The following is a 26,097-nucleotide window of genomic DNA, read 5'->3' on the forward strand; positions in this document are numbered from 1 at the left end:
GAGGAATCCCGATGCGCCTGACCCTGACTGCCCTACTCGTGCTCGGCGCCTGCTCCAGCCCGCAGCCCGCCGTCGACCGCAACGTCGTGCAGGCGGAAACCACCAACATCACCGACGACGCCTCGCCCGCGCCGGTAGACAAGGCGCCGATCGCCGGCGATGCCGGCTCGGCCGTGCGCTTCCGCTGCATGGACGGGGTGCGCATCGTCGCGCGCTTCGATACGGACAAGGACATTGCAACCGTCACCCGCGACGGGCGGACGTTCGTGCTGCCGCAGCAGCGCATGGCCTCCGGCGTCCGCTATTCGGACGGCAGCACGACCTTCGAGGGCAAGGGCGACGCCATGTCGTTCGAAGCGCCGGGCCAGCCGCCGATCGCCTGCACGGTCATCCGTTGACGAAATTCTCGAGCACCGCCAGGTCGCTGTTGCTGACGTTCGCGCCGGTCGCGTCTTCGAGCATGGCGGCGGCCTGATGGCTTTCCTTGTCGCCGAAGCCGATGAAGGTGACGGCGGTGAAGATCACGCCCGCGGCCCAGAACAGGGCGGCCCAGCGGCTGCGGAAGATCCGGGAGGGGCGGCGCGGGATCATGGTGCCGGGATAGCGCGGAGCGATGAAGGCCGCGCTTCCGAGATTGGTTAAGCTGGAAGGACGCATGGCGAGCTACACCGCGACGATCACCGCCGGGCCCGAGCACATCGACGAACTCGGGCACGTCAACAATGCGGTGTGGGTGAAGTGGATCCAGGACGTGGCGGTCGCGCATTGGCATGCGGTCGCCGCACCCGAGCACATGGACGCCTATCTATGGGTCGTGACCCGGCACGAGATCGACTATCGCGGCAATGTGACCGAAGGCGAGACGGTCCTCGCCGAGACCTGGGTGCCCGAGCCGCCGCGCGGCGCACGGTTCGACCGGCACATGAAGTTCACCGGCACGGACGGGAAGATCCGCGTCGAGGCGAAGACGACCTGGGCGATCCTCGACCGGGCGAGCGGGCGGCTGGTCCGCGTGCCGGCGGAAGTGGCGGCGCCGTTCCTTTCCTAGTTCCTCCCCGAGCAGGCTCGAGGAGGAATTGAAACTACCCGCTGTTCCGCAATGCCGTCGCGATCGCGTTGATCGAGAGCAGGATGCCCTCGCCGATCCGGGGATCGTCCTCGCCGGCGCGGTGGCGCTTGAGCAGCTCGATCTGCAGCAGGTTGAGCGGCTCGATATAGGGCAGGCGCAGGCGGATCGACGTCTCCAGCCCCGGATGCTTCTCCAGCAGCCGCGTCTGGCGGGTCGCCTGGAGCAGCCCGTCATGCGTCTTCTGCCAGCCTTCGCGGATCCGGCCGAAGATCGCGTCGCGCAGGCCGGCATCCTCGACGAGCGCGGCATAATGCGCCGCGATCTCCATGTCGGACTTGGCCAGCACCTGCTCCATGTTCGCCAGGGTCGAGGCGAAGAGCGGCCAGGCCGTCGCCATCTCGCGCAGCAGGCCCTTGTCCGCGAATGCCTCGAGCGCCTGGCCGACGCCGTACCAGCCCGGCAGCATGATCCGCGCCTGCGCCCAGCTGAACACCCAGGGGATGGCGCGCAGGTCCTCGATCGCGTCGGACTGCTTCCGGCTCGCCGGGCGCGAGCCGATCTTCAGGCCGGCGATCTCGGCGATCGGCGTCGCCTGGCGGAAGAAGCCGCGAAAGCCCTCGGTCTCGTAGACCAGCCCGCGATAGGCCCTGAACGCGCTGTCCGAGAGCTGGTCCATCGCCGCGGCGAAGCGCGTCGCATCGGCCTTGCCCAGCTTCTCGGGCTCGAGGCTGGCGAGCAGCGTGGCGGAGGCCATCGCCTCCAGATTGGTGCGCGCGCTCTCGCGCGTGCCGTATTTCGCGGCTATGATCTCGCCCTGCTCGGTCACCCGGATGCGGCCCTGCACCGTGCCCTTGGGCTGGGCGAGGATCGCCGCGAAGCTCGAGCCGCCGCCGCGCCCCACCGCCCCGCCGCGGCCATGGAACAGCTGCATGCCCAGGCCCGCCTTCTCGAACACCGGCTTCAGCGCGGTCGAGCCGCGCGAGAGCTGCCAGGTGGAGGTGAGGTAGCCGCCGTCCTTGTTGGAATCGGAATAGCCGATCATCACTTCCTGATGCCCGCGCTTCGCCGCGATCGCCGCGACTTCGGGCAGGCCGAGCCAGGCTTCCATTATCGCCGGCGCGCCCTCGAGGTCGCCGATCGTCTCGAACAGCGGGATCGCCATGACGTGCGCCTGGGGCGCGTCGCCCGGGATGTAGAGCCCGGCTTCCTTCAGCAGGATGTGCACCTCGAGCAGGTCCGACACCGATTGCGCCATCGAGACGATGTAATGGGTGATGCACTGGCGCCCGTATCTGGCATGGGCCTGGGCCGCGGCGCGGACGATGGCGAGTTCGGACGCCGTCTCCTCCGAATATTCGGCATAGGGGCTGGTGAGCGGCCGGGCGCCGGCCAGTTCCCTGCGGAGGATCTCGACCCGCTGCTCTTCGGGAAGCGAGGCATAATCTTCGGTCGCGCCGCCGGCCTTGAGCAGCTCGGCGACCACGCGCTCGTGCACTGCGCTGTTCTGGCGCATGTCGAGCGTGGCCAGGTGGAAGCCGAACGTCTCCACCGCGCGGATCAGCCGGCCGAGCGCGCCGCCCGTCGCCAACGGTCCATTGCCCTCGTCGGCCAGCGCATGGGCGATCGTAACCAGCTCCTCGCGGAACTCGCCGGGATTGGCATAGGGCTCGGCGGCGATCGCGGCGGGGCGGGGCGGCGCCTTGCCGGTGAGCGCCTGATGGGTGGCGGCGAGCCGGGCATAGATGCCGGTGATCGCGCGGCGATAGGGCTCGTCGGCGCGGCTCCTCGCCTCGTCATGGCTGGCCTCGGCGAGCTTGAGCAGCGCCTCGCCGACCTCGACATGCTCGGTCGAGATCGAAAGCTCGGCGCCCAGCGCATGGACCGCGTCGAGATAATAGCCGAGCACCGCCTCGGCGGCGCGGGCGAGCGCGAACTGCATCGAATCGGCGGTCACGAACGGATTGCCGTCGCGATCGCCGCCGATCCAGCTGCCGGGGCGCAGGAAGGAGGGCGCGCGGCCGCCCAGCGCCCGGTCCCACCGGGCATAGAGCGCCGGGAGGACGGGCAGGAAGATGTCGCGCAGATAGGAGAGCGCGGTCTCCACCTCGTCGGCGACGCCCAGCTTCTCGCGGCGCAGCACCCGGGTCTGCCAGAGCAGCGCGATCTGGCGCAGGATCGCTTCCTCGACCTGGTCGCCATCCTCGGTCTCGGCCACGCCGCGATCGCGCAGCAGCATCAGCTCGGCGATCCGGTTCTTGTGGTCGATCATCGACTTGCGGCGTACTTCGGTGGGGTGTGCGGTGAGCACCGGGGCGACCAGCGCCTGGTCGAGCAGCGCCATCACCGCGTCGCGGCCGATGCCCTCGCCCTCCAGCCGCCGGAGCGCCGAGGCGATGTCGGCATCCTTCTCGGTCTCCACGCCCTGGCGGTCCTCGGCCAGGTTGGCGAGCATCGAGAAGAGCATGAAGCCGCGCGTGAAATCGAGCGTCTCGTCCAGCGTCAGCCGGTCGAGCCCGCGGTCCACCGCGCCCGCCCCCGCCACGCCGCGTGCGCGATCCACCGAGGTCGAGCGGATATATTCGATGCGCTTGAACAGCTCCTCGCCGCCATAGGCACGGATTACGTTGCCGAGGAGCCGACCGAGGAAGCGAACATCCTCGTTGTTTGCGATCGCGAGGCTAGCCATGGGGCGCGTTGCTGCACTGCGAAATGTTACGGGGTCAATGCGAAAGCGCTTGGGGACGCGTTTAGTTTCGCTTTCCGGCTCAGCGCGTGGTGACTTGGTCGTCTTCCAGCCATCCGGCAACGCCGGGATCATTCTCGATCAGCGCTTCCGTCGCGACGGCGGCGGGCCGCGCGAGATCGCTGCCCAGGCCGAGCGAATCGGGGATCACGACCAGGGTGGTGCCGGGCCCCACCACGCCGGCGAGCGCGCGGCGGAAGGGATCGCTGCCCTGGAAGCGGCCGGCATCCGGCGCGGCGGGAGTGACGGCGGCACGGCCCTCGCCCGGCAGCGCCAGCCGCTGCCACCGATAGTCGCCGGCAACCACGTCCTGCAGCACATAGGCCTGGACCCGGTCGATCACCCCGTCGAACGCCACCGGTGCCGAGCCGATCTCGACGCCGCCGCGCAGCACCACCATCCGCCGGTCCGCGCCGCTCACCACGATCGAGACCGGGCCGGAGCGCGAAAGCTCGGGCCGCCACACCGCCGGGCCGGCGGGGAGCGCGGGCGCCACCGGATCGGCGCCGATGCGCAGCGCCGGGGCCTGGTTGGTGACGATCACCGTCATGCCGAGGTCGGTCTCCTCGAACAGCAGCCGGGCGAATTCATGGGGCAGGCGGATGCAGCCATGCGAGGCCGGATAGCCCGGCAGGTTCCCGGCATGGAGGGCGATGCCGTACCAGGTGAGGCGCTGCATGAAGGGCATCGGCGCGTTCGAATATTTGCTCGAACGGTGCCATTTCGCCTTTTGCAGGATGGTGAAGACGCCGGTAGGCGTGCGATGGCCGGGCTTGCCCGTCGAGATGGTGGAGACTGCGATCGGCACGCCGTTGCGATAGGCCACCACCCGCTGGGTGGCGATGTTCACCACCACCAGCATCGGGCCCGCCGGGGCGATCTCGGGCACCCAGATATACTGGCCGGGCCTGAGCCGCTCCACCGATGCCATCACGGTGCCGCCGTTGATCGGCTGCATCTGGGCCGCGCCCGCAGTGGCGAGCAGGCCCGTGGCGATGGCAAGGAACAATGCTTTGATGCGCTTCGACCGGAGCAAGACTCAACCCATGCGATGACGTCATGACATCCTATCAGCGTGGCGCCCCGGCGAAAACGGGCGGTTGCGGGAAAGCTGTTAGTCCCTAGCTTGGGGCCATGAATCCGGCCGATGGCATTGCGAAAAGGCTGCGCGGCGCGCTGATCGGCCAGGTGCGCGCGGTGTTCAACGACCAGGCCCGGGGCGAGAAGCCGGTCCAGCGCAAGCCGGAGGAGAGCCTGTTCGGCCCCGGATCGGTGGTGTGGCGCGTGCATGGCGACGTCACCACCATGATGGTGGGCGGCGTCGCGGCGCTGCTGCTCCAGATGCTCCATCCGGCAGTGCTGGCGGGCGTGTGGGACCATTCCGCCTTTCGCGGCGACATGCTCGGTCGGCTGCGGCGCACGGCGCGGTTCATCGCGGTGACCACCTATGGCTCGGCGGAAGAGGCCGGCGCGGCGATCGCCAAGGTGCGTGACGTCCACACCCGGGTGAAGGGCGTGTTGCCCGACGGCACGCCCTATGCCGCCGACGATCCGGGCCTGCTCGCCTGGGTGCATGTGACCGAGGCGGTGTGCTTCCTCGATGCCTGGATCCGCTATGCCGAACCGGGCATGTCGATGGCCGACCAGGACAGGTATTTCGCCGATTTCGCGCGCATCGCCGAGGCGCTGGGCACCGACCCGATCCCGCGCAGCCGGGCCGAGGCGAATGCGCTGATCGCTGCGATGCGCCCGGAACTGCTGGTGGACGCGCGCACCCGCGAGGTGGCGCGCATGGTGCTCGACCAGCCGGCGCCCAATCTGGCGGTGGCGCCGGTGCAGGCGCTCACCTTCGGCGCGGCGGTGGACCTGCTGCCCGGCTGGGCGCGGACGATGCACGGGCTTTCCAGCGCGGGCCTGGCGACTCCCGCGCTGCGCATCGGCACGCGCGGCGTGGCGCGCACCCTGCGCTGGGCGTTTCGTTAGTCCTGGCCGGCTTCGGCCTTTTCCTCTTCGGCCAATGCGAGCGAAACGATGCCCCGGCCCCGGCGGGCGAGGCCGATCTCGTTCGCGGCCGCGCGGGAGATATCGATCAGCCGGCCCTTGCCCCAGGGGCCGCGGTCGTTGATCCGCACGACCACGCTGCGCCCATTGGCGACGTCGGTGACGCGCACGTGCGTGCCGAAGGGCAGGCTGCGGTGCGCGGCAGTGAAGTCGCTGGGGTCATAGGCCTCGCCGCTCGCGGTGCGCTTCCCGGCGAAACGGTCGGCATAATAGCTGGCTTCGCCGGTGGCGATGGCGGCGGCGGGCGCCAGGCCGGGTGCGTTCGCATGGGAGATCGCGCAGGGCGAGAGCAGCATTGCCGCAACGGCAAATGCCATCCCCCGCTCGAATCTTGCCCCCATTTGAACCCGCCTCTTATTGCCCGCGGGCAGGCCTGCCGCCGATCGCCGAACAAATCCACAGCGCCGGGCCGATACTGCGCCATATGGTGGTCGGGCGGCGACGAGCCGCTCAGGCGGCGTCGAAGGCGAGCGTGTAGGTATAGCTGCGATAGGGCGTTTCCGATCCGGCCGGCGCCGCCGTGCGGTGGCGGACCAGGATCAGGTAGATGCCGGCCTCGCCCGGGCGCAGGGTGAAATCGCCCCGCGCGTCCGACCGGACCGTCGCGGCGATCTTCCGGCCGTCGTAATTGCCGGCGGCGCGGAACAGCGTGACTTCGGTATCGGCGAGCGGCCTGCCGTCGAACAGCAGGCGGAACTGGGCGTCGCTGCCCGCGGCGATCTCGGCCGGATGGGTACGCGGCTGGATTTCCAGCGCCGTGCCGATCGGCCGCAGCGCCCCGGCACTGGCCGCGCCGCGCGTGACATAGGCTTCGGCGAGCGTGGTGCTCTGCACGTCGACGGTGCGCGCGCCGGCGGGCGGGGCGCCGTCCTCGCCGGCGATGATCCACTTGCCGCCCGCCTGGTACATCTTGCCCTTGCGGCCGAGCCGCTGGCCGGTGGTGAGGCGATAAGTGCCCTCGGCCGAGAGATCGGCTTCGAAGATGGTAAGGTCGCGCAGATAGGCCGGCTTGCCGACTTCGCCGCGCGTGCCGTCGGGCCGGATCAGGTGGAACGGCGCGTCCTTCATGCCGATCTCCGGCACGAACGCATCCTCGCCGAACGACGCGGTGACGGTGACGTGATCGCCCTTGCCGATGTCGAACAGCGTCGGGAGCAGATAGGGCATGTGCGCCTGGGCCGCGGTGCCCAGCACCAGTGCGCCGAGCGCCCCCAGCAGCGTGAGTTTGGCAAATCGCATGGCGGCCCCCGTTCGAATGTCGCGAGGTTGCGCTACTATTATTGCGATTAACTTTCAATAGCAGATATTCGAGGAGTCTGGCGGATCCGGTAGCGCCAGGCCGCGATGCCGCCATAGAGCAGCGTGAGCAGGGCGAGGTTCAGGAGCTCGGCCCATTGCTCGGCCAGCGTCGCGCCCATCTGGTTGATGCCGACCATCAGGCGGATGCCCGGCGTCGTCGGCAGCAGCCGTGCGACGAGGGTCAGCCAATGCGGCGTCGCCTCGGCCGGCCAGGACAGGCCGGAAAGGAAGAAGATCGGGACGGAAGTGACGATCCAGAGCTGGATCGGCCGTTCGCGCGTGCGGAAGAAGCTGCCGAGCGCCAATGCCCCCGCCACCGTCGCCGATACGAACAGGGCGGCGGAGACGAGCAGCGCGGCCGGATCGGCCTGCGCGCGCGGATAGTCCTGGAACCAGAAGACGAAGCCGGTGAACCAGGCGATGTTCGCGCAGCCGATGACGAAGAAGGCGAGCGCGATGCCGAGCAGGCCGGCTGGGGCAATGCCCTGCTTGCCCTGCTGCTCGCGCATCGTCGCGGCGAGCATGGCGAGGCCGATGAGCAGGGTCTGCTGGATGATCAGGAAGGCGACGCCCGGGAAGATCGTGCTGCCATAGCCCTCGCGCGTGTTGAACAGCGGGCGCTGGATCATCGCGAGCGGCGGCGGCGCCGGGGCGCCCTGCGCCATCGCCTGGTCGAGCGCGGCTTCGCGCCCCGCCGCGCCCAGCGCAGCGCCGACGCCGGCCAATGCCGTCGACGTGCGCAGGAGATAGGCGCCGTTGCCATAGAGCGCGACCACGCCCTGGCCGCCGGAGAGGATGCGCCGCTCGAAGCCCGCGGGGATCACCACGATGGCGCTCACCCGCCGCTCCCGGAGCTGGCGCAGCGCGGCGGCGGGGGAGGGCGGGCGCGAGACCAGCTCCGCCTGCTGCACCGCGCCGAGCCGGTTCTCCAGCGCGCGGCTGGTGCCGCTATGGTCCATGTCGACCACCGCGATCGGCATCCGCACCGGCACTTCGCCCGAATAGGCCGAGGGATAGAAGAAGGCGTAGAGGATGCACGATCCGATCAGCAGCATCAGCGCCGAGCTGTCGGCGAAGATCGCTCGGAAGGTGGCGACGAAGGCGCGGCCGATCATCGCCGGCCCCAGCTTTCCGGCCGCCGCGCCGCCGCCAGGTAGCGCGGCAGCCCGATGCCGGCGCCGACCAGCAGGAAGGCGAGCATCGCCAGCAGCTGCCATAGCGACTGGGCGGCGGGCGCGGCCATGATCCATTGCTCCGCCAGCAGCTTGGCGAAGGCCGAATAGGGCAGCAGCGCGCTCCACAGCCGCGCGAAGCCGGAGGCGGATTCGATCGGGAAGATCGCGCCGGCAAAGGCGAAGGACGCGCCGGCATAGAGGCCGGCGACCGACAGTGCCTTGCCCATCGTCAGCGTCAGTCCGACGACCAGCAGCGTCACGCCGACATAGGCGAGGTACATGGCGACATAGCCGGCGAGCAGCATGGCAACGCTTCCCGCCACCGGCCAGCCGCGCAGCCCGGCGACATAGCCGATCGCCAGCAGCCCCCAGCCGGTGAAGATCGCGAGATAGGGCGCGAGCTTGCCCGCCACGGCGGCGGCGGCGCGCAGCGGGGGCTCGCCGCCGATCCAGTCCCCGATCGTGCCGTCGCGCAACTCGCGGCCGAGCGCGCCGGCGATCGCGACCATGAAGATCAGGTGGAGCAGCGCGGGATGGATCAGTGCGACCAGCTGCAGCTCGTAGCTGCCCTGGGGATTGAACAGCACCGCGCTCTGCACCGCGATCGGCGGGCGGCGGACCTTGCCGGGCCCGAGCGTGGCGGCGGTCTGGGTGGCGGCGAGCGTCGCGGCAAGGCCCTGGACGACATTGCCCGCCTCGCGCAGCGCCGCGCCCGACGCGGTGGAATAGCTCGCATTGTAGAAGGTGGTGATGCTGGCGGTGGCGCCGCGCAGCACCGCGCGCTCGCTGCCCGCGGGGATCAGCACCACGGCATAGGCGCGGTTCGCGCGCACCAGCCGTTCCGCCGCGCGCATGTCCCCCGGCCGCGCCGCGACGCGCAGGCCCGGCGCCGCCTCCAGCCGCCGCGTCAGCTCGCGCGAGACGGCGCTGTCGTCCTGGTCGACCACCGCGATCGGCAGGCCGCGCATCACGCCCGAGGACAGCTGTACCGCCACTACCGCCATCAGCAGCAGCGGCACCCAGGAGACCAGCGCGAGATCCCAGAAACTGGTGGCCAGGAACCGCACCTCCCGCCGCAGCGCGCTGCCGAAGGCGCCCGCCATGCCGGTCAGGCCGGCCAGTCGAACAGCACGGTCATGCCCGGCCGCAGCCCCTCGACCGGCGCGACCGGCACCACGCGCACCTCGAAGCTCTTGATGTCGAACCCGGTCGATTGCCGCGTCGCGCGCCAGGTGGCGAAGTCGCCGGCCGGCGCGGTATAGACGACGCGGAAGCGCGCCCGCTTGTTGGCGAGGGCGGGGATCGTGCCCGCCAGCTCCTTGCCGCGCGCCAGCCCGCGCAGCTGGTCCTCGCGCACGTTGAGCGTCACCCAGGGGTGCGCGATGTCGGTCAGCACGAACACCGGAAAGCCCTGCGGCACCAGCTCGCCCGGCTGGGCCAGCCGCTTGCCGACCTCGCCATCGGCCGGCGCCGCCACCCGCGTCTCGTCGGCCGCGGCCTGCACTTCCGCCACGGCGCCGCGCGCCTGCTGCACCTGGCCGGTCGCCGCCGCCTTGTCCTGCCGCCGCGCCCCGGCGAGCGCGAGGTCATATTGCGCGCGCGCCGCCTCGGCCTGTTCGGCGGAAGCGACTGCGTTGGTGCGCGCCTCGTCCGCTTTCTGCCCGGCGATCACGCCCTGCTCGTAGAGCCGCTGGGTGCGCGCGGAAGTGGTGCGGGCCAGTTCGGCGGCCGCCTGTGCCCGGCGCCACTGCGCCTCGGCCGCGCGGATGTCCTCCGGCCGGGCGCCTTCGTCCGCCTTGCTCTCCACTGCCTGCGCCGCCGCCAGCGCCCCGCCCGCCTGTTCCGACTTGGCCGCGACTTCCGGGCTGTCGAGCGTGTAGAGCAATTGCCCGGCCTTTACCGGCTGCCCCTCCTCGACATGAAAGGCGCCGATGCGGCCGGTGACCTTGCTGGTGATCCGCATCTCGCGCGCATCGACCATGCCCTGGATCTGGTCCGGCGCGGGGCGATAGGCCAGCCACAGGCCGAGCGCGAGCAGCACGGCCACCACCAGCCCGGCGACCAGCGCGACGGGAAAGCGCCTGGCAGGGGCAGGCGCGGGCACCGGCGCGGGGGCTTCGTCCTCGATCGCGGTATCGGTCATGGGATCACCTTGTCGGCCCGGGCTAGATAATCGGGCATCCGGGCCATCTGGCCGCTCAGGCTGAGCAGCTGGGCGAGCGCCTGGACATAGTCGTTGGCCGCCTGGGCGCGCTGCACGCGGGCGCGGCCGAGCCCGAGCTGTGCGTCGATCACGTCGAGCGACGTGACCTGCTGCTCGCGGAAGGAGAGCGTCTGCAGCCGCAGATTCTCGGTGGCCGAGGCAAGCGCGCTGTCCAGCAGCAGGAAGCGCCTGCGCGCCGCCTCCGTCTCGCCCCAGGCCTTGGTCACGCCGATTTCGAGCTGGGTGCGCGCCTCGCGCAACCCGGCTTCGGCCTGCGCCACCGTCTCGCGCGCGGCATCCACCTGCTGCCGGCGGCCGGCGCCCGACATGAGCTTGTATTTCAGGCCGACGCCCACCGACCAGTCGGGGTCGGTGAGCAGCGAGTTGCGCGTGTCGAAATTATACTGGCCGAAGCCATAGATGGTCGGCCGCAGCTTCGATTGCTGGAGCGTCACCCCGGCGCGGGCCTGGTCCTCCAGCGCCTGCATCCGGGCCAGCTGGGGATGGGCATAGAGCGCGGCGGCCTTGAAGTTCTCGAGCGGCTCCAGCGGCTGCGAATTGACGCCGAGCGGGCTGAGCGGATGCACGCCGGCCGGCGCGCGCAGCATGCCGGCGAGCGCCGCATTGGCGGTGCCCAGGTCCGATATCGCCTTCTCATATTCGCGCGCGGCATCGTCGCGCGCAACTTCCGCCTGCAGGCGCTGCGCGCGGCTGATGAAGCGCGCCTGTTCGAGCTTCGCTGCGTCGGCGACATGGCGGTTGAGCCCGTCGAGCACGTCGCGGCGGATGCCCAGCGCCCGCTCGGCGAGCTGCTGGCCATAATAGGCCTGCACCAGCTGGACGAGCGCATTGTCCACCGCGATGTCGCGATCGGCCTTGGCTTGGGCCACCTGCGCGCTGGCGCCGGCCCGGGTCCCGGAGATCTGGCCGCCGGTATAGAAGGGCAGGGTGGCGGTAACGATCGGCCGGGTGCTCGTCCGTTCCTGGCGGAACTTCAGCGGATCGCGGATGCCGAAGGATTCCGCCACCGGCGCCAGCGATCCGAGCGGCAGGTAGAGCGTCTTCTGATATTCGAGCAGCTGCGCCTCGACGTCCACGTCCGGCCGGCCGAGCGTGCGCGTGGCGCCTTCCTGCGCCTGCTTGCCACGCAGATTGGCGGCGGCGGCCTCGATCGCGTCGGAGCGCTGGAGCAGCCTGTCCTGCGCTGCGCGATAGTCCAGCCCCAGCGGTTCGGAAGTTTGCGCGAAGACAGGCGATGCACAGGAAAGCGTAGATAGCAGCGACAACGCCAGGATGCGCATCGACAGAACTCCCGTCACGCCACGCGCGAATGATCGCGATCATGCCGCTTTTGTAAAGAGCGATTTCCCGCCCTTGGGTCCATTACGGTTAGTGATGGAGCAGCTGGGGCGGGAGCCCGGGCAGGGTTTTGTTTCTCCCGCTATCCCCATTTCCACCGTCAACCCCGCCTGCGCGGGGATGACGGTGGAAATCGGATATCTCGAGACCCCGACCTACACGTCGAGATTGGCGACGCTCAGCGCGTTTTCCTGGATGAACTCGCGGCGCGGCTCGACCACGTCGCCCATCAGGCGCGTGAAGATCTCGTCCGCCACGTCGGCCTGGTCGACCTGGACGACCAGCATCGAGCGATTGGCCGGATCGAGCGTGGTCTCCCAGAGCTGCTCGGCGTTCATCTCGCCAAGGCCCTTGTAGCGCTGGATCGACAGGCCCTTGCGGCCCGAGGCGAGGATCGCGTCGAGCAGCTCGCTCGGGCGCGCCACCAGCGTTTCGCCCTTGGCGGCGGCGACCAGTTCCTCGCCCTCGCTTTCCTCGGATGCCGGCGCGGCCTCTTCGGTCATGGCGGCCTTGGCCGGCACCAGCTTGGCGAGCGAGCCATAGCTGGCCGCCTGCTCGGCGGCGAGCGCGTGGAGCTTGCGTCCCTCGGCCGAGGTAAGGAATGCCGCCTCGATGATGTGGTGGTCGGTCACGCCGCGCCACAGCCGCTCGAAATGGAAGCCGCCCTCGTCGGTGACGCGGGCCGACCAGCGCGCATCCTCGTCGGTCTGGTCGAGCCGGCGGGTGACCGCGCCCAGCCGCTCGGCGCGCTGCTCGCGGCTGGCCTCGGGATCGAAGGCGCCGGCCAGCGCCAGCGCCTCGACGATATCGGGCGCATAGCGGCGCGGCACATAGCGCATCAGGGTGCGCATGCGCCGGGCATGGTCGACCAGCTTGATCAGCTCGTCGCCGAAGATCGGCCCTTCATTGGTTTCCAGCCGCGTCGCGCCGACTCCGGCCTCGACCAGATACTGGTCGAGCGCGGTGTCGTCCTTGAGATACACTTCGGAGCGGCCCTTGGTCGCCTTGTAGAGCGGCGGCTGGGCGATGTAGAGGTGCCCAGCCTGGATGATCTCGGGCATCTGGCGGTAGAAGAAAGTGAGCAGCAGCGTGCGGATGTGCGCGCCGTCCACGTCCGCGTCCGTCATGATGACGATCTTGTGGTAGCGCAGCTTCTCCAGGTTGAAGTCGTCGCGACCGATGCCGGTGCCCATCGCCTGGATCAGCGTGCCGATCTCGCGGCTCGACAGCATCCGGTCGAAGCGGGCGCGCTCGACGTTCAGGATCTTGCCGCGCAGCGGCAGGATCGCCTGGAAATGCCGGTCGCGGCCCTGCTTGGCGGAGCCACCGGCCGAATCGCCCTCGACCAGGAACAGCTCGGACTTGGCCGGATCGCGCTCCTGGCAGTCGGCGAGCTTGCCGGGCAGGCTGGCGATGTCCATCACGCCCTTGCGCCGGGTCAGCTCGCGCGCCTTCTTGGCGGCCTCGCGCGCCGCCGCCGCGTCGATCACCTTCTGGATGATCATGCGGGCATTGGCCGGATTCTCTTCGAGATACTCGGCCAGCTTGTCGGCCATCAGGCTCTCGAGCGGCTGGCGCACTTCGGACGAGACCAGCTTGTCCTTGGTCTGCGAGCTGAACTTCGGGTCCGGCAGCTTGACCGAGACGATCGCGGTGAGGCCCTCGCGCATGTCGTCGCCGGTGAGCGTCACCTTCTCCTTCTTCAGCATGCCGCTCTTGTCGGCATAGCTGTTGATGGTGCGGGTCAGCGCGGCGCGGAACGCCGCCAGATGGGTGCCGCCGTCCCGCTGCGGGATGTTGTTGGTGAAGCAGAGGACGTTCTCGTAATAGGAGTCGTTCCACTCCAGCGCCACGTCGATGGTCACGTCGTCGCGGGTGCCCGCGATCGCCACGGGATCGGGCATCAGCGGCTGCTTGTTGCGATCGAGCCACTTCACAAAGGCCGCGATGCCGCCCTCGTAATAGAGTTCGACTTCCTTCACTTCCTCGTGCCGCGCATCGCGCAGGAACAGGCGCACGCCGGAGTTCAGGAACGCCAGCTCGCGATAGCGATGCTCGAGCTTCTCGAAGTCGTACTCGATCTGGTTCTTGAAGGTGCCGCCGTCGCCGGGCGTCTTCTCGGTCGAGGCGAGGAAGGTCACGCGCGTGCCCTTCTTGCCCTCGGGCGCCGCACCGATCACCTTCAGCGGCGCCGTCGCGTCGCCATAGGCGAAGCGCATGTAATGCTCCTCGCCGTCGCGCCAGATGTTGAGGTCGAGCCACTCGGAAAGCGCGTTGACCACCGAGACGCCCACGCCGTGCAGGCCGCCCGACACCTTATAGGCATTGTCGTCGCTGGTGTTCTCGAACTTCCCGCCGGCATGGAGCTGGGTCATGATGACCTCGGCCGCCGAGACGCCCTCCTCGCTGTGGATGCCGGTGGGAATGCCGCGGCCATTGTCCTCGACCGAGACCGAGCCGTCCGGATTCAGCTGGATGATGATCTTGTCGCAATGCCCGGCCAGCGCCTCGTCGATCGCATTGTCCGAGACCTCGAACACCATGTGGTGGAGGCCCGAGCCGTCGTCGGTGTCGCCAATGTACATGCCGGGGCGCTTGCGCACCGCGTCCAGTCCCTTGAGGACCTTGATCGAGTCTGCGCCGTAGCTGTTCTGGTTCGGGGTATTTTCGGGAGTGGTGTCGTCGATTGCCATGCCCAGCATATAGGAATTGGCGTCACGAAACGGAAGCAAAATAGGGGGGCGGTGGCCCCCCTGGGTGCGCTTATTCGCTGTCATATTCGAAGGTGGCGATCGCGGCCGCGTGCACCGGCTTGCCCTGGTAGCTGGCCGGGGTGAAGCGCGCGCGCTTCAGCACCGCGGCGCAGGCGGCGACGTCGAGCCTGGCGATGCCGCTGCTGTGCTGGACCATGCAGTGCGTCGCCGCGCCGCGCTCGTCGATCTCGTAGACGATGGTCACGCTGCCCGAGCTGTGCTCGGGAATCGCCGTGGCGGGATAGTCGGAGGACGGGAACCATTCCTCGGTCGGGCCCTTGGCCAGCGCCGGTGTGATCGCCGCCGGCACGCCCCGGGCGGCGATGGCGGTGCAGGCCGCCTTCGTCTTGGCTGCATCGGTGGCGGGATCGAGCGGCACGCAGGAAATGATCCGGTTCCTGCGGTCGGTCGCCACGGCATAGGTGGCGCCTTCGTGGCGCATCGCTGGCCAGGCGCGCAGCTTCTCGCCGGATGCGCTCGGTGCGGGCGCGAGCACCGCCGCAACGGCGCCGAGCATGAACAAAGCGGGCATGATCCCTTCCCCCTCCCGTTATGTGCGAAAGGGTGCGTGGGAATCACCGCGGCGTCCAGTCCTATTCCGCGCGCACCGTTCCCTCGGCGACATGGTAGCGCGTGGCGCCGCCGGGCACCGCCTCGAACAGGCCCGGCTCGGTGCCGGTCATCCACACCTGTCCGCGGCCTTCGAGCCGGGCGAACAGCGCGGCGCGGCGGCCGGGATCGAGATGGGCGGCGACTTCGTCGAGCAGCAGGATCGGCGCGCGTCCGGCGCGCTCGGCGACCAGTTCGGCATGGGCGAGGACCAGGCCGAGAAGGAGTGCCTTCTGCTCGCCGGTGGAGCAGAGATGCGCCGCCTGGTTCTTGCCCAGATGGGTGACGAGCAGGTCCGCCCGGTGCGGGCCGGCGAGCGTGCGCCCCGCCGCGGCATCCCGCCGGCGGCCGGCGGCGAGTTCGCGGGCCAGCGTGTCGGCATCGCCCCGCCAGCCCTCCAGCGCCAGGCCGGCGCGGGCGAACGGCCCCTCGGGCTGTGCCGCCAGCCGCTCCGCGAGCGCCGATACGGCCTCGCGCCGGGCAGCGTCGATGGCGGCGCCATGCTCGGCCATGCGCGCCTCGAGCGCGGCGAGCCAGTCGGCATCGGGCGCGGCATCGTCGGCGAGCAGACGATTGCGCTCGCGCATCGCCGCATCGTAGCGCGTCGCGTGATGCGCATGGCCCGGGGCGAGGGCGAGGGTCAGCCGGTCCAGGAAGCGCCGCCGCTCGCCCGCGGCATCGACGAACAGCCGGTCCATCGCCGGGGTCAGCCACAGCACGCTCACCCATTCGGCGAGCGAAGTGGCCGCGGCGGTGGCGCCGTTGATCCGCACCAGCCGCCGCTCGGGCGCGCCGGCCTGGGTGCCGGTGCCGATGTCGATGCCGTCGGACTCCGGGCCCAGCCGCGCGGCGACGCCGAAGCCGCCGCTGCCGCCCTGGCGCGCCATCTCGGCGAGCGGTGCGCGCCTGAGGCCGCGGCCGGGGGCCAGCAGCGACAGCGCCTCGAGCACGTTCGTCTTGCCTGCGCCATTCTCGCCGCTCAGCACCACGAAGCCGGGGCCGGGCGCCAGCACGGCATCTTCATGGTTGCGGAAATCGGTGAGGACGAGGCGGGATGCGGCCATTTCCCGCCGATAGCCGATCGCGCGGCGGGGATCACCTGTCCGCATGCGTCCCGCTTGCCGCGCGCCGGGACTTGCCCGATGATCGCGCGTGTCCGCATCCTCGGGGAAAGAAGGCACGATGTTCCGCACCACGCTGCTCCTGGCCGCGCTGCTCGCGCCCTTGCCCGCGCTGGCCGATGTGACCGCGCGCTACGGCGTGGACGGCAAGGAGCTGGTGGTCGAGGCGGACGAAGGCGGGAATTCCCGCGTCGAGCTGGCCGGCAAGTTCGCGATCATCCGCCGCGACGGCGCCGACTATGTCGTGCTGTACGGGAAGACCGGCCCCAAGGTGTTCGAGCTCCAGGCGCTGGCCACGCTGTTCAAGGCCATGCTGCCCAAGGCCGCGGAGAAGGAGAAGGTCCAGTTCGGCGTGGAGCCGGGGACCGCCCCCGCCACCGTGGCCGGGCGCACCGGCTCGGTCTGGCTGATGCGCATGCTCGCCGGGCCGGAGAAGGACCGCAAGCGCCATATCGAGATCGTGACGAGCGCCGATCCGCAGCTGGCGCCGATCGGACGGATCGTCGCCCGCGCCGCCGATCTCGCGCTCGACTTCATGGCCGGCTTCATCCCCGAATCGACGCAGTTCGGCGCCACTGCGCGGGGCATCCTCGCCAAGGGCGCGCTGCTCCGGATCCAGCCGGTCGATTCCGGCGTGCCGGGCAAGGCCGTGTTCGAACTCCGCTCGGTCGACTCCGCCGCAATCGACCCGAAGCATTTCGAGCTGCCCGGGCCGGTCACTCCGGCCGAGGAAGTCTTCGGAGCGATGGACGGGCTGGCGCGGCCGGACGGCGGCGGCAAGATCGAGAACCTGCCCTGAGCGGGCAGGCGGGGATCAGATGCCCTTCAGGCCGGCCGCTTCGAGGCTGGCCTGCGCGGCCCGGTACCGGACCGGGTCGCCGATGCCCAGGCGGCGGCGGACCTGGTCGAGCGGCTCGGCGAGCAGCGTCTCGTAATCCTCGCCGTGCAGCCACTCGGCCCGCTTGCCGTGGCGATAGCCTTCGATCACCGCGCGGAAGAAATCGAGCCTGCGGGTGATGCGGATGCTCTTCAGCGCCGCGCCCAGCCCGATGAAGCCCCAGCCGAGACCGCCGGTCTGCGCATAGGAGAAGGCGACCAGGCAGGCCTCGCCCAGATGCTCGTCGGCCTGATAGCCGGTGATCACGTGCCACAGGTCGTGGATGTCGCGCTCGCGCCGGCCCATCCAGGCATAGGGATGCTGGATGTCGGCATTCTGGAACGCGCCCTCGGCCATGCTGACGGCCACCAGCCCGTCGGCCGAATAGCCCGTGCGGTCGAGAAAGTGGCGATAGGCGGCGCCGACGGTGCCCTCGGCGAAACCGTCGATCCAGGCGCGGTCGGACAGCTTCTCGGCCATCTCGACATGCTGGAAGGCGATGCGCCCGCCATTGGGCATGGTCAGCAGCTTGCGATAGCTCTTCTGCGTCGCATCGCCGTTCAGCGCGCGCATGATGCGGAAGACCTGCTCGGTATCGTCGCCATTGGCGAGCAGCCGCCCGAGCGCGCGGAACGCGGTGCCCCATTCCCGCTTCATCGGGATGCCGGGGTTGAAGATCTGCGGCGCGGGTTGCGTGGCCATGGAAGCGAATCCCTTACTGACAATAGTGTCAATATAGGAGTCGGGGCAGGAAATCAACCGCGCACGCACCTGACAAGAACTCTTGACAACCATCGCGAGAAAGACAAGAGTTCTTGTCATATGGTACAGAGTTCTGGACAGCGCGAATGAAGAACCGGCTGCGCGTGCTGCGGGCCGAGGCCGGGCTGAGCCAGGGCGAGCTGGCCGGCCTGCTCGGCGTGTCGCGCCAGACGATCAACGCGGTCGAGACCGACAAATATGACCCAAGCCTGCCGCTGGCGATGCGGCTGTCGAAGATTTTCGGAGTGCCTATCGATGCCATCTTCCTTGACGACTGGACCCCGCCGGAGCTCCCCCATGGTTAGTCCCGGGACCCGCCGCCGGCTCGTCCACGCCGCGATCAGTGCCGTGGTCGGCTTCGTCCTTGCCTACGCCGCCGGAAAGGCCGGTCTGCTCGACTGGCTGGCCGAAATGCCGGGCGAGGACATCGCCTCGATCGCGCTCGCCGCCCTGCTGCTGGGCCTCGGCCTGTTCGCTCTGGTCGCCGCGTCGAGCAGCGCGCTCTATCGTCGCATGGCCGAGAATTACCAGGAGGGCGATCCGCTCGATGCCGGGGTGTTGCGCTATCTGCGCGTGAACGGCGTGGCCCTGCTCCTCGGCGCCGCGCTGTTGCTTGCCCCGCCGCTTGCCGTTCGTTTCGGCTTCACCGGCGATGCGGCGATCCCGGTCGCGGTCGGTCTCGCCATGTTGCTCGCGCTGCAGGCTTGGCTCAGCGCCCGGATCCGGCGCGCCAGCGACGAACTCAACCGCGCCGCGCTGGCGGAAGCGTCGATCGCCAGCCTCTGGCTTTCCCAGCTCGGCCTGTTCGGCTGGGCGGCGCTCGCCAGGCTCGGCCTGGTCGCGGAGGTCAGCCTGTGGACACTGATGACGATCTCGATGGCCCTGTATCTGGTCGTGTCGATCGTCGTCGCGCTGCGGCGGGGCATGTTTGCCTGATGCGAGCGGCCTGAAACGAAAAAGCCGGTGTGGGGCGGGCCCACACCGGCTATTTTCATGTCCGGATCCCTTGGGGGATCAGACCCGCATCGGCATCAGCACGTAGAGCGCCGGCGACTTGTCGTTCTCGCGGATCAGCGTCGGTGCCGCGGCGTCGGCCAGATGGACTTCCACCGAATCGCCTTCGATCTGGTTGAGGATGTCCATCAGGTAGCGGCTGTTGAAGCCGATCTCGAAGCCCTGGGCGGCATAGTCGCCCGGCACTTCCTCGGCCGCCGCGCCGTTTTCGGGGCTGGTGACCGAAAGGATCACCTTGTCGCGCTCCAGCGCCATCTTCACCGCGCGGGTCTTCTCGGTCGCGATGGTCGAGACGCGGTCGACGCCTTCCATGAAGCTCTTCGGATCGAGCTTGAGCAGCTTGTCGTTCGCGGTCGGGATGACGCGCGTATAATCGGGGAAGGTGCCGTCGATCAGCTTCGAAGTGAGGATCGCCTGGCCGAGGTCGAAGCGGATCTTCGAGGCCGAGAGCGACACGCCGATCGAGCCGTCCACTTCGTCGAGCAGCTTGCGCAACTCGCCCACGCACTTGCGCGGGATGATCACGCCCGGCATCGCATCGGCACCGTCCGGCCGCGCCACGGTGACGCGGGCGAGGCGGTGGCCGTCGGTGGCGGCGGCGCGCAGCACCGGCGTCGCTTCGTCGACGACATGCAGATAGATGCCGTTGAGATAATAGCGCGTCTCTTCGGTCGAGATCGCGAAGCGCGTCTTGTCGATGATCTGCTTCAGCGTCTCGGCCGGCAGCTCGAACACCGTCGGCAGCTCGCCCTCGGCGATCATCGGGAAATCGTCGCGCGGCAGCGTCGACAGGGTGAAGCGCGCGCGGCCGGCATTGACGGTGATCCGCCCCTCGGCCGCCGACAGCTCGACCTGCGCGCCCTCGGGCAGCTTGCGGACGATGTCGAACAGGGTGTGCGCCGGCACGGTGATCGCGCCGGGCTGGTCGACCGCGGCCGCGATCGTCTCGTCGATCTGCAGGTCGAGGTCGGTCGCCATCAGGCGCAGCGCGCCGCCGCCCTGTGCCTCGATCAGCACGTTGGACAGGATGGGGATCGTGTTGCGCCGCTCGACCACGGACTGGACGTGGCTCAAGCCCCTCAACAGAGTTGCGCGTTCGATCGTCGCCTTCATCAAGAACCCCCGGGGCATGTGTCGCCCGAATCTAACCCGGTACCGGGACTTTTCCGACCTTTACCCTTAACGGCAAAAAGGGCCGGAGCAAGCGCCCCGGCCCTATAGTTCACACCTTAAATACGCAGTTAAGGGTGTTAGAAGCGCACGCCGACGCCGGCGAGCACCTGGTGGCGCTTGGCGTCGATGCCGGCATCGTCGTTATTGTACTTCGAGTAGCGATACTCGCCCTTCAGATAGACCTTGTCGTTCAGCTTCACCTCGGCGCCCGCGCCCAGGCGCCAGCCATCGGCATTGTCCGAGGTGCTGACGTTGGTGGTGCCCGACACGTAGCGGCTGTCGAACTTGGCGTTGGTATAGCCGCCCTTGGCATAGATCAGCGCGTTGCCGCCCACGGTGAAGCCGACGCGGGCGCCGACATAGAGGTCGCGGCCGGTGCTGATGCGCGCACGGTCGCCGGCGACGAGCACGCTGGTGTCGGTGCGCTTGGCGGTGGAGCCGGTGGCTTCGCCTTCGACGCCGAACACGGCGTTGCCGGCCTGGAAGTCATAGCCGATCTGGCCGCCATAGAGCACGCCGTCGGCGCCCTTGACGCCGCTGCCCGAGGGCTTGACGTGATCCCAGCCGACCACGGCTTCGGCGCGCGGGCCGGTGAAGCCCGAATCGGTGCTCTGCGCGAAGGCGGGAGCGGCGAAGGCCGAGCCGGCGAGAAGCGCTGCGGCGGCGGCGATGAACTTGGTACGCATAACTGAACTCCTTGGGTACGCACCCGCGCTGCAAAGCGCGGGCGGGGAGATCAACCCGGCGCGAGGGACGCCGTTTCATGAACCCCCGATAAACAGAAAAAAGCGTGGCTTATCCGCAACAGTTGCGATTGCCGGCCACGCCTGGCCCTTAACGGCGACAATGTCCCCGCAATGGTCACTCCCTCTTATCGTCTGCCCGCGAGCGGGCTGGTGTCCTATTGGAATAGCGCACCTGATTCCCCGCTGAACGAAAGGGGGCGCAAATTGGGCACTTGCCTTTCTCTTGCCGCCAAGGCTTGTGCGGGGCCGATGACGAGCAAGCGCAAAGGCCGCGATTTCATCGCCCGCCACGGCGAGACCGTGTTCAACCTTGCCCGGCGCATGCAGGGCGATCATCCGCACACGCCGCTGACGCGGGCCGGCTTCGCCCAGGCGGACGCGATGGGCGCGGCGCTGCGCCAGATACTGGGACCCCGGCCCAGGCTCACGCTCTGGTCGTCGAGTGCCGGGCGCGCGCTGCAGACGCTGGCGATCATCGCCGAGCATCTCGAGCTCGACTGGCACCAGGCGCGCCGCGACGACCGGCTGGTGGAGATCGGCATGGGCGAATGGAGCGGGCGCTATTATGCCGATCTGATGGCCGAGGTGCCGGGCTTCCTCGATCTGGAGCATGGGCTCTACACCCGCCCGCCGCCGGGCGGCGAATGGTATGACGGCATCGCGGCGCGCGTCTCGTCCTGGCTCGCCGATACCGACGACGATCCGGGCGACCGGCTGGTGATCATGCACGGCATGTCGAGCCGCGTCCTGCGCGGCGTGATGACCGGGCTGCCGGTCCAGCCAAGGTTCGCCGCGCCGGTGGCGCCCGACCTGCCCCAGGGTTCGATCGTGCGGATCGAGCATGGCGTGGAGACGGTGGTGCACACCGGCACCGGGCGCGGCGCGGCGCCGGCATGAGCGGGCTGGCGCTCCTGCTGCTGCTTCAGGCGCGCACGCCGCTCGGCACGTTCGATGGCTGGGGGGCGTTCCGCGATCCCTCGCCGTTGCGCTGCTTCGCGATCGCCCGGCCGGTGGAGAAGCATGCCAATGCGCAACCCTTTGCCAGCGTGGCGACCTGGCCGCGGGACGGGGTGCGCAACCAGCTGCACATAAGATTGAGCCGCGCGCGCGCGCCCGATGCGCGCGTGACGCTGTCGATCGGCGAGCGCCGCTTCGAGCTGCAAGCGGGGGATGCGGATGCCTGGGCGCCGGATGCGCGCACCGATGCCGCGATCGTCGCGGCGATGCGCGCGGGGCGGAGCATGAGCGTGGAGACGATGGGCGCGAACGGCGCCCCCTTCGCCGACGGCTATGCCCTGCGGGGCGCGGCGACGGCGATCGACGCCGCTGCGCTGGACTGCGCTGGGCGGTGAACTGAATCGAGGGGCGGCGCCGGCGCGCCTTTGGACAAGTTCAGGGCGACGGGTAGAATATGCCGAGGCGGATCGCTTCCCGTCGAAGCGATCCGCCCGATTCTCTCCAGCCTTTACGGCTGCTTCGCCGCCGGCGTGCCGCCCGACGCGGCGAGCTTGGCGGATGCCGCTGCCTGGATGCGCTTGTTGAGCGCCGTGTCCGTCTGCATGGCCTGGCCGATGGCGTTGAAGCGCTCGGCGGTCAGGCCGGCGGCAGTGGCGGCGGCCGCCATCTTGGCGCCCTTGTCGGCTTCGGGCGTGGCGGTGTCCTTGCGGATCTTGTCGATCTCAAGCGCCGCGGTGGCGAACTGGCCGACTTCGGCCTCGGTCACCGGCCCGGCGGCCTGCGGCGCGGCTGGTGCCGGTGCGGTCTGCGCCGGGGCGGCCGGATCGGCGGTCTGGGCCAGCGCGGCCGGGGCGATAGCCAGCGTCGCGCCGGCGAGGATCGTTCCGATAAGCTTCATTACTGCACTCCAAAAAAGCAACCAACTCACCCCCTTGAACGCAATGCTGTGGTGCACGGATGCAACAGGACAACCCGAACGCGGTGCGTCGTGGCTCCTCCGGGGTTAACCGAGATAGGCCTTGAGCCCGGCAACCAGCGCGTCGAACACCGTGCGCACGCGGGCCAGGCCGCGCAGGTCTTCGTGGCATACCACCCAGGTTTCGAGGTCGAGCCGGAAGTCGGGGAGCAGCCTGACCAGTCCGTCGCGCGTGCCGATCGGCACCTGGCAGATACCGATGCCCAGCCCCGCGCGGATGGCGGCGAGCTGGGCATGGTCGCTGTCGCTGCGAAAGCCCAGTTCGCCGAGCTTCACGGGGAAGCCCGCCACCTGCACCGCGCGCAGCGTCGGCGAATCGCTCTGGGGGCCGATCAGCCGGTGGCCGGCCAGATCGGCGAAACTGCCGGGGAAGGGGAGGCCGGCGAGATAGTCGGGATGCGCGTGCACGCCGAGCGGCACCGCGCCGATCCGCCGCGCGACCAGCGCTTCCTGGCGGGGCGGCACCATCCGGACGGCCACATCGGCCTCGCGGCGCAGCACGTCCTCGTTGCGGTTGCTCGGGCTCAGCTCGATCACCAGGCGCGGATATCGGCGGGCAAGGGCGGTGAGGATGGGCGGCAGCGCCTCCACCGCGATCACTTCGCTGGCGGTGACGCGCACGGTGCCGGCGATCTCGTCCGGGGCCGCCGAGGCGGTGCGGACGAACGCGTCCGAAGCGAGCGCCATCGCGCGGGCATGCTCGTGCAGCGCCGATCCCCTCTCCGTAGGGGTGAGGCCGCCGGGGGAGCGCGTGAACAGCGGCGTGCCCAGCGCCGCCTCCAGCGCCTCGATTCGCGTCCGTACCGTCGGCTGCGCAAGGTTGAGCCGCCGCGCCGCGCCGGACAGGCTACCGGTCTCGAGCACCGCCAGGAAGGCGCGCTGCTGCTCCCAGTCGATGGAGTTCATCAAATTCCTATATACCGCCTGCAAAGGTTAGGCAATTTTCTATCAGGCCCATTTTCGCCACAGCTGGTGACACAGGTGATGATGGAGATCGGAATGAACAGGATCGCATTGGTGTTGGGCGCAACCGGCGGGGTAGGCGGCGAGACGGCGCGGGCGCTGCTCGCCAGGGGCTGGCAGGTGCGCGGCCTGGTCCGCGGGATCCGCCCGGGGCTCGACCCCAGGATCGACTGGCGCGAGGGTGACGCGATGGTGCGCAGCGACGTGCTGGCCGCAGCCGAGGGGATCGCGGCGCTGGTCCATGCGGTGAATCCGCCGGGGTATCGCGAATGGGACAAGCGGGTGCTGCCGATGCTGGAGAACAGCATAGAAGCGGCCTGGGCCAATGACGCCCGCCTCGCGCTGCCCGGCACGATCTACAATTACGACCCCGCCGGAACCCCGGTCGCCCGGCCCGATTCGCCGCAGGAGCCGGGCACGCGCAAGGGCGCGATCCGCAAGGCGATGGAGGCGCGGATCGCCGAATCGGGGGTCCGCGCGTTGATCCTGCGCGCTGGCGACTATTACGGGCCGCGTCCGGGCAACAGCTGGCTCTCGCAGGGGATGATCACCCCGGGCAAGCCGGTGACGCGCGTGACCAATCCCGGGCGACGCGGGACGGGGCATGCCTGGGCCTATCTGCCTGATGTCGGCGAGACCTTCGCCCGGCTGCTCGATCGCGAGGCGGAGCTGCCGCGCTTCGCCCGCTTCCATTTCGCCGGTCACTGGGACCCGGATGGTAGCGGCTTCCCCGCGGCGATCGCGGCGGCGGCGGGGCGCCGGGTGAAGCATGCCCGCCTGCCCTGGGCGCTGCTGCCGCTTGCCGCGCCGTTCAACCCGACCTTGCGCGAGCTGATCGAGATGCGCCCCTTCTGGAACCACCCGGTGCGCCTCGACAATCGCGAGCTGGTGGCCTTTCTGGGCGAGGAGCCGCGCACCGGGCTGGTCGAATCGCTGCGGACCAGCCTCAACGCGCTGGGGTCACTGGAATAATCGCGCGAGATCGACTATGTGCGCGGCCATGCAGACAGCTTCGGCCGCGCCCCCGCCCGTTCACGGGCACATCGAGCCTATGCCCATTCCCGGGCATATCGACCCCGTGCCCGTGCCGCGCCCGGCGGTGGCGCGCGAGGACGGCCGCATCGACCTGATCGGCCTCTCGCGCGAACAGCTTCGCGCGGTGCTCGCCGATGCCGGGCTGGAGCCGAAACAGGCCAAGCTGCGCGCCAAGCAGATCTGGCACTGGATCTACAATCGCGGCGCGACCGACTTCGCGGCGATGACCGACATCGCCAAGGCGCAGCACCCCTGGCTCGCCGAACGATTCGTGATCGGGCGGCCCGAGATCGTGGAAGCGCAGGTCTCGACCGACGGCACGCGCAAGTGGCTGCTCCGCTCGGCGGACGGCCAGGACTATGAGATGGTCTTCATCCCCGATGCGGACCGCGGCACGCTCTGCGTCTCCAGCCAGGTGGGCTGCACGCTCAACTGCCGCTTCTGCCACACGGGCACGATGCGGCTGGTGCGCAATCTGACGGCGGGCGAGATCGTCAGCCAGGTGATGCTGGCCCGCGATGCGCTGGGCGAATGGCCGAGCCAGCCCGAGGGCCGCATGCTCACCAACATCGTGATGATGGGCATGGGCGAGCCGCTCTACAATTTCGACAATGTCCGCGACGGGCTGGCGATCGTGATGGACGGCGACGGGCTCGCGCTCTCCAAGCGCCGCATCACCCTGTCGACCAGCGGCGTGGTGCCGATGATGGCGCGCGCGGGCGAGGAAATCGGGGTGAATCTCGCGGTGTCGCTCCACGCGATCACCAAGGAGGTGCGCGACGAGATCGTGCCCCTGAACCGCAAATACGGGATCGAGGAGCTGCTCCAGGCCTGTGCGGACTATCCGGGTGCCAACAATGCCCGGCGCATCACCTTCGAATATGTGATGCTGAAGGACAAGAACGACAGCGACGCCGATGCCCGCGAGCTGGTCCGCCTGCTCAAGAAGTACAAGCTGCCCGCCAAGGTGAACCTGATCCCGTTCAACCCCTGGCCGGGTGCGCCTTATGAATGCTCGACGCCGGAGCGGATCCGGGCGTTCAGCAACATCGTGTTCGAGGCGGGCATTTCCGCCCCCGTCCGCACGCCGCGCGGACGCGACATCGACGCTGCCTGCGGCCAGCTCAAGACCGCGGCCGAGAAGAAGAGCCGCGCCCAGATGGACCGCGAGGCCGAGGAGAAGATGGCGGCGCTGGGCTAAA

27 protein-coding genes are annotated in these 26,097 nt (G+C 69.4%); 10 read left to right on the forward strand and 17 right to left on the reverse strand.

Features of this window, described 5'->3' with window-relative positions; genetic code table 11:
* The first annotated feature begins 11 nt into the window (after positions 1-11).
* Positions 12-398: an MliC family protein gene (locus CAP40_RS04350; protein ID WP_086128084.1), complete on the forward strand. Its 387-nt coding sequence runs from the start codon at positions 12-14 to the stop codon at positions 396-398.
* Here the strand turns inward: CAP40_RS04350 and CAP40_RS04355 are convergent.
* On the reverse strand, positions 388-591 hold the full coding sequence (locus CAP40_RS04355; protein WP_256924010.1) for a hypothetical protein: 204 nt from the start codon (positions 589-591) through the stop codon (positions 388-390). The two genes, CAP40_RS04350 and CAP40_RS04355, sit on opposite strands and share 11 nt — an antisense overlap.
* Positions 592-655: 64 nt before the next feature.
* On the opposite strand from CAP40_RS04355, the gene CAP40_RS04360 reads away from it, so the two are divergent.
* Positions 656-1,048: a thioesterase family protein gene (locus CAP40_RS04360; RefSeq protein WP_086128086.1), complete on the forward strand. Its 393-nt coding sequence runs from the start codon at positions 656-658 to the stop codon at positions 1,046-1,048.
* A gap of 34 nt (positions 1,049-1,082) precedes the next feature.
* On the opposite strand, the gene ppc is transcribed toward CAP40_RS04360, so the two are convergent.
* A complete protein-coding gene (gene ppc / locus CAP40_RS04365; protein ID WP_086128087.1) occupies positions 1,083-3,755 on the reverse strand; it encodes a phosphoenolpyruvate carboxylase in 2,673 nt (890 codons plus the stop codon).
* 79 nt (positions 3,756-3,834) lie between these two features.
* Positions 3,835-4,848, reverse strand: a complete 1,014-nt coding sequence (locus CAP40_RS04370; protein ID WP_256924011.1) for a L,D-transpeptidase — start codon at positions 4,846-4,848, stop codon at positions 3,835-3,837.
* A 98-nt stretch (positions 4,849-4,946) separates the two neighbouring features.
* Between CAP40_RS04370 and CAP40_RS04375 the strand changes: the two genes are divergently transcribed.
* Complete coding sequence (locus CAP40_RS04375) at positions 4,947-5,795, forward strand: oxygenase MpaB family protein (RefSeq protein WP_086128088.1); 849 nt, start codon at positions 4,947-4,949, stop codon at positions 5,793-5,795.
* Here the strand turns inward: CAP40_RS04375 and CAP40_RS04380 are convergent.
* The 9 genes from CAP40_RS04380 to recF form a co-directional block, all read right to left on the reverse strand.
* Positions 5,792-6,190, reverse strand: a complete 399-nt coding sequence (locus CAP40_RS04380) for a septal ring lytic transglycosylase RlpA family protein (RefSeq protein ID WP_086128089.1) — start codon at positions 6,188-6,190, stop codon at positions 5,792-5,794. The two genes, CAP40_RS04375 and CAP40_RS04380, sit on opposite strands and share 4 nt — an antisense overlap.
* A gap of 133 nt (positions 6,191-6,323) precedes the next feature.
* A complete protein-coding gene (locus tag CAP40_RS04385) occupies positions 6,324-7,112 on the reverse strand; it encodes a DUF4198 domain-containing protein (protein ID WP_086128090.1) in 789 nt (262 codons plus the stop codon).
* A 47-nt stretch (positions 7,113-7,159) separates the two neighbouring features.
* Positions 7,160-8,287 (reverse strand): ABC transporter permease, encoded by a 1,128-nt coding sequence (locus tag CAP40_RS04390; protein WP_086128091.1) that lies wholly within the window; start codon positions 8,285-8,287, stop codon positions 7,160-7,162.
* On the reverse strand, positions 8,284-9,450 hold the full coding sequence (locus tag CAP40_RS04395) for an ABC transporter permease (RefSeq protein ID WP_086128092.1): 1,167 nt from the start codon (positions 9,448-9,450) through the stop codon (positions 8,284-8,286). The genes CAP40_RS04390 and CAP40_RS04395 overlap by 4 nt, the downstream gene beginning before the upstream one ends.
* Positions 9,451-9,455: 5 nt before the next feature.
* Positions 9,456-10,490 (reverse strand): HlyD family secretion protein, encoded by a 1,035-nt coding sequence (locus CAP40_RS04400; RefSeq protein WP_086128093.1) that lies wholly within the window; start codon positions 10,488-10,490, stop codon positions 9,456-9,458.
* Positions 10,487-11,851, reverse strand: coding sequence for a TolC family protein (locus CAP40_RS04405; RefSeq protein WP_256924012.1), 1,365 nt, complete (start codon positions 11,849-11,851; stop codon positions 10,487-10,489). The genes CAP40_RS04400 and CAP40_RS04405 overlap by 4 nt, the downstream gene beginning before the upstream one ends.
* A 213-nt stretch (positions 11,852-12,064) precedes the next feature.
* Complete coding sequence (gyrB, locus tag CAP40_RS04410; protein WP_373384823.1) at positions 12,065-14,602, reverse strand: DNA topoisomerase (ATP-hydrolyzing) subunit B; 2,538 nt, start codon at positions 14,600-14,602, stop codon at positions 12,065-12,067.
* Positions 14,603-14,672: 70 nt separating this feature from the next.
* A complete protein-coding gene (locus tag CAP40_RS04415; protein ID WP_086128095.1) occupies positions 14,673-15,194 on the reverse strand; it encodes an energy transducer TonB in 522 nt (173 codons plus the stop codon).
* A 61-nt stretch (positions 15,195-15,255) separates the two neighbouring features.
* Positions 15,256-16,335: a DNA replication/repair protein RecF gene (gene recF / locus CAP40_RS04420; RefSeq protein ID WP_086128096.1), complete on the reverse strand. Its 1,080-nt coding sequence runs from the start codon at positions 16,333-16,335 to the stop codon at positions 15,256-15,258.
* Positions 16,336-16,453: 118 nt separating this feature from the next.
* Here recF and CAP40_RS04425 point away from each other — a divergent pair, with 118 nt between their 5' ends.
* Positions 16,454-17,191: a hypothetical protein gene (locus CAP40_RS04425; RefSeq protein ID WP_086128097.1), complete on the forward strand. Its 738-nt coding sequence runs from the start codon at positions 16,454-16,456 to the stop codon at positions 17,189-17,191.
* 15 nt (positions 17,192-17,206) lie between these two features.
* On the opposite strand, the gene CAP40_RS04430 is transcribed toward CAP40_RS04425, so the two are convergent.
* Complete coding sequence (locus CAP40_RS04430) at positions 17,207-17,971, reverse strand: Coq4 family protein (protein ID WP_086128098.1); 765 nt, start codon at positions 17,969-17,971, stop codon at positions 17,207-17,209.
* Between the two features lie 146 nt (positions 17,972-18,117).
* Between CAP40_RS04430 and CAP40_RS04435 the strand changes: the two genes are divergently transcribed.
* Positions 18,118-18,336: a helix-turn-helix transcriptional regulator gene (locus CAP40_RS04435; protein ID WP_086128099.1), complete on the forward strand. Its 219-nt coding sequence runs from the start codon at positions 18,118-18,120 to the stop codon at positions 18,334-18,336.
* Complete coding sequence (locus tag CAP40_RS04440; RefSeq protein ID WP_086128100.1) at positions 18,329-18,967, forward strand: hypothetical protein; 639 nt, start codon at positions 18,329-18,331, stop codon at positions 18,965-18,967. Before CAP40_RS04435 ends, CAP40_RS04440 begins: the two co-directional genes overlap by 8 nt.
* A gap of 78 nt (positions 18,968-19,045) precedes the next feature.
* Here the strand turns inward: CAP40_RS04440 and dnaN are convergent, their stop codons facing one another.
* Positions 19,046-20,158: a DNA polymerase III subunit beta gene (gene dnaN / locus CAP40_RS04445; protein WP_086128101.1), complete on the reverse strand. Its 1,113-nt coding sequence runs from the start codon at positions 20,156-20,158 to the stop codon at positions 19,046-19,048.
* Positions 20,159-20,295: 137 nt separating this feature from the next.
* Positions 20,296-20,904, reverse strand: coding sequence for an outer membrane protein (locus CAP40_RS04450; protein WP_086128102.1), 609 nt, complete (start codon positions 20,902-20,904; stop codon positions 20,296-20,298).
* 309 nt (positions 20,905-21,213) lie between these two features.
* Here CAP40_RS04450 and CAP40_RS04455 point away from each other — a divergent pair, with 309 nt between their 5' ends.
* Together CAP40_RS04455 and CAP40_RS04460 are read left to right on the forward strand one after the other, a co-directional pair.
* Positions 21,214-21,861, forward strand: a complete 648-nt coding sequence (locus CAP40_RS04455; protein WP_086128103.1) for a histidine phosphatase family protein — start codon at positions 21,214-21,216, stop codon at positions 21,859-21,861.
* Positions 21,858-22,316 (forward strand): hypothetical protein, encoded by a 459-nt coding sequence (locus CAP40_RS04460; protein WP_086128104.1) that lies wholly within the window; start codon positions 21,858-21,860, stop codon positions 22,314-22,316. The genes CAP40_RS04455 and CAP40_RS04460 overlap by 4 nt, the downstream gene beginning before the upstream one ends.
* Positions 22,317-22,429: 113 nt before the next feature.
* Here CAP40_RS04460 and CAP40_RS04465 read toward each other — a convergent pair whose 3' ends face one another.
* Together CAP40_RS04465 and CAP40_RS04470 are read right to left on the reverse strand one after the other, a co-directional pair.
* Positions 22,430-22,819, reverse strand: a complete 390-nt coding sequence (locus CAP40_RS04465; protein ID WP_086128105.1) for a DUF4168 domain-containing protein — start codon at positions 22,817-22,819, stop codon at positions 22,430-22,432.
* A gap of 105 nt (positions 22,820-22,924) precedes the next feature.
* Positions 22,925-23,803, reverse strand: a complete 879-nt coding sequence (locus CAP40_RS04470; RefSeq protein ID WP_086128106.1) for a LysR family transcriptional regulator — start codon at positions 23,801-23,803, stop codon at positions 22,925-22,927.
* A gap of 93 nt (positions 23,804-23,896) precedes the next feature.
* Here CAP40_RS04470 and CAP40_RS04475 point away from each other — a divergent pair, with 93 nt between their 5' ends.
* Complete coding sequence (locus CAP40_RS04475) at positions 23,897-24,832, forward strand: NAD-dependent epimerase/dehydratase family protein (RefSeq protein WP_218822107.1); 936 nt, start codon at positions 23,897-23,899, stop codon at positions 24,830-24,832.
* Positions 24,833-24,860: 28 nt separating this feature from the next.
* Complete coding sequence (rlmN, locus tag CAP40_RS04480; RefSeq protein ID WP_179187905.1) at positions 24,861-26,096, forward strand: 23S rRNA (adenine(2503)-C(2))-methyltransferase RlmN; 1,236 nt, start codon at positions 24,861-24,863, stop codon at positions 26,094-26,096.
* Position 26,097: the final 1 nt, after the last annotated feature.

Origin of the sequence: Sphingomonas sp. IBVSS2, from assembly GCF_002127225.1 — a bacterium.
Taxonomy (GTDB): Bacteria; Pseudomonadota; Alphaproteobacteria; order Sphingomonadales; family Sphingomonadaceae; genus Sphingomonas.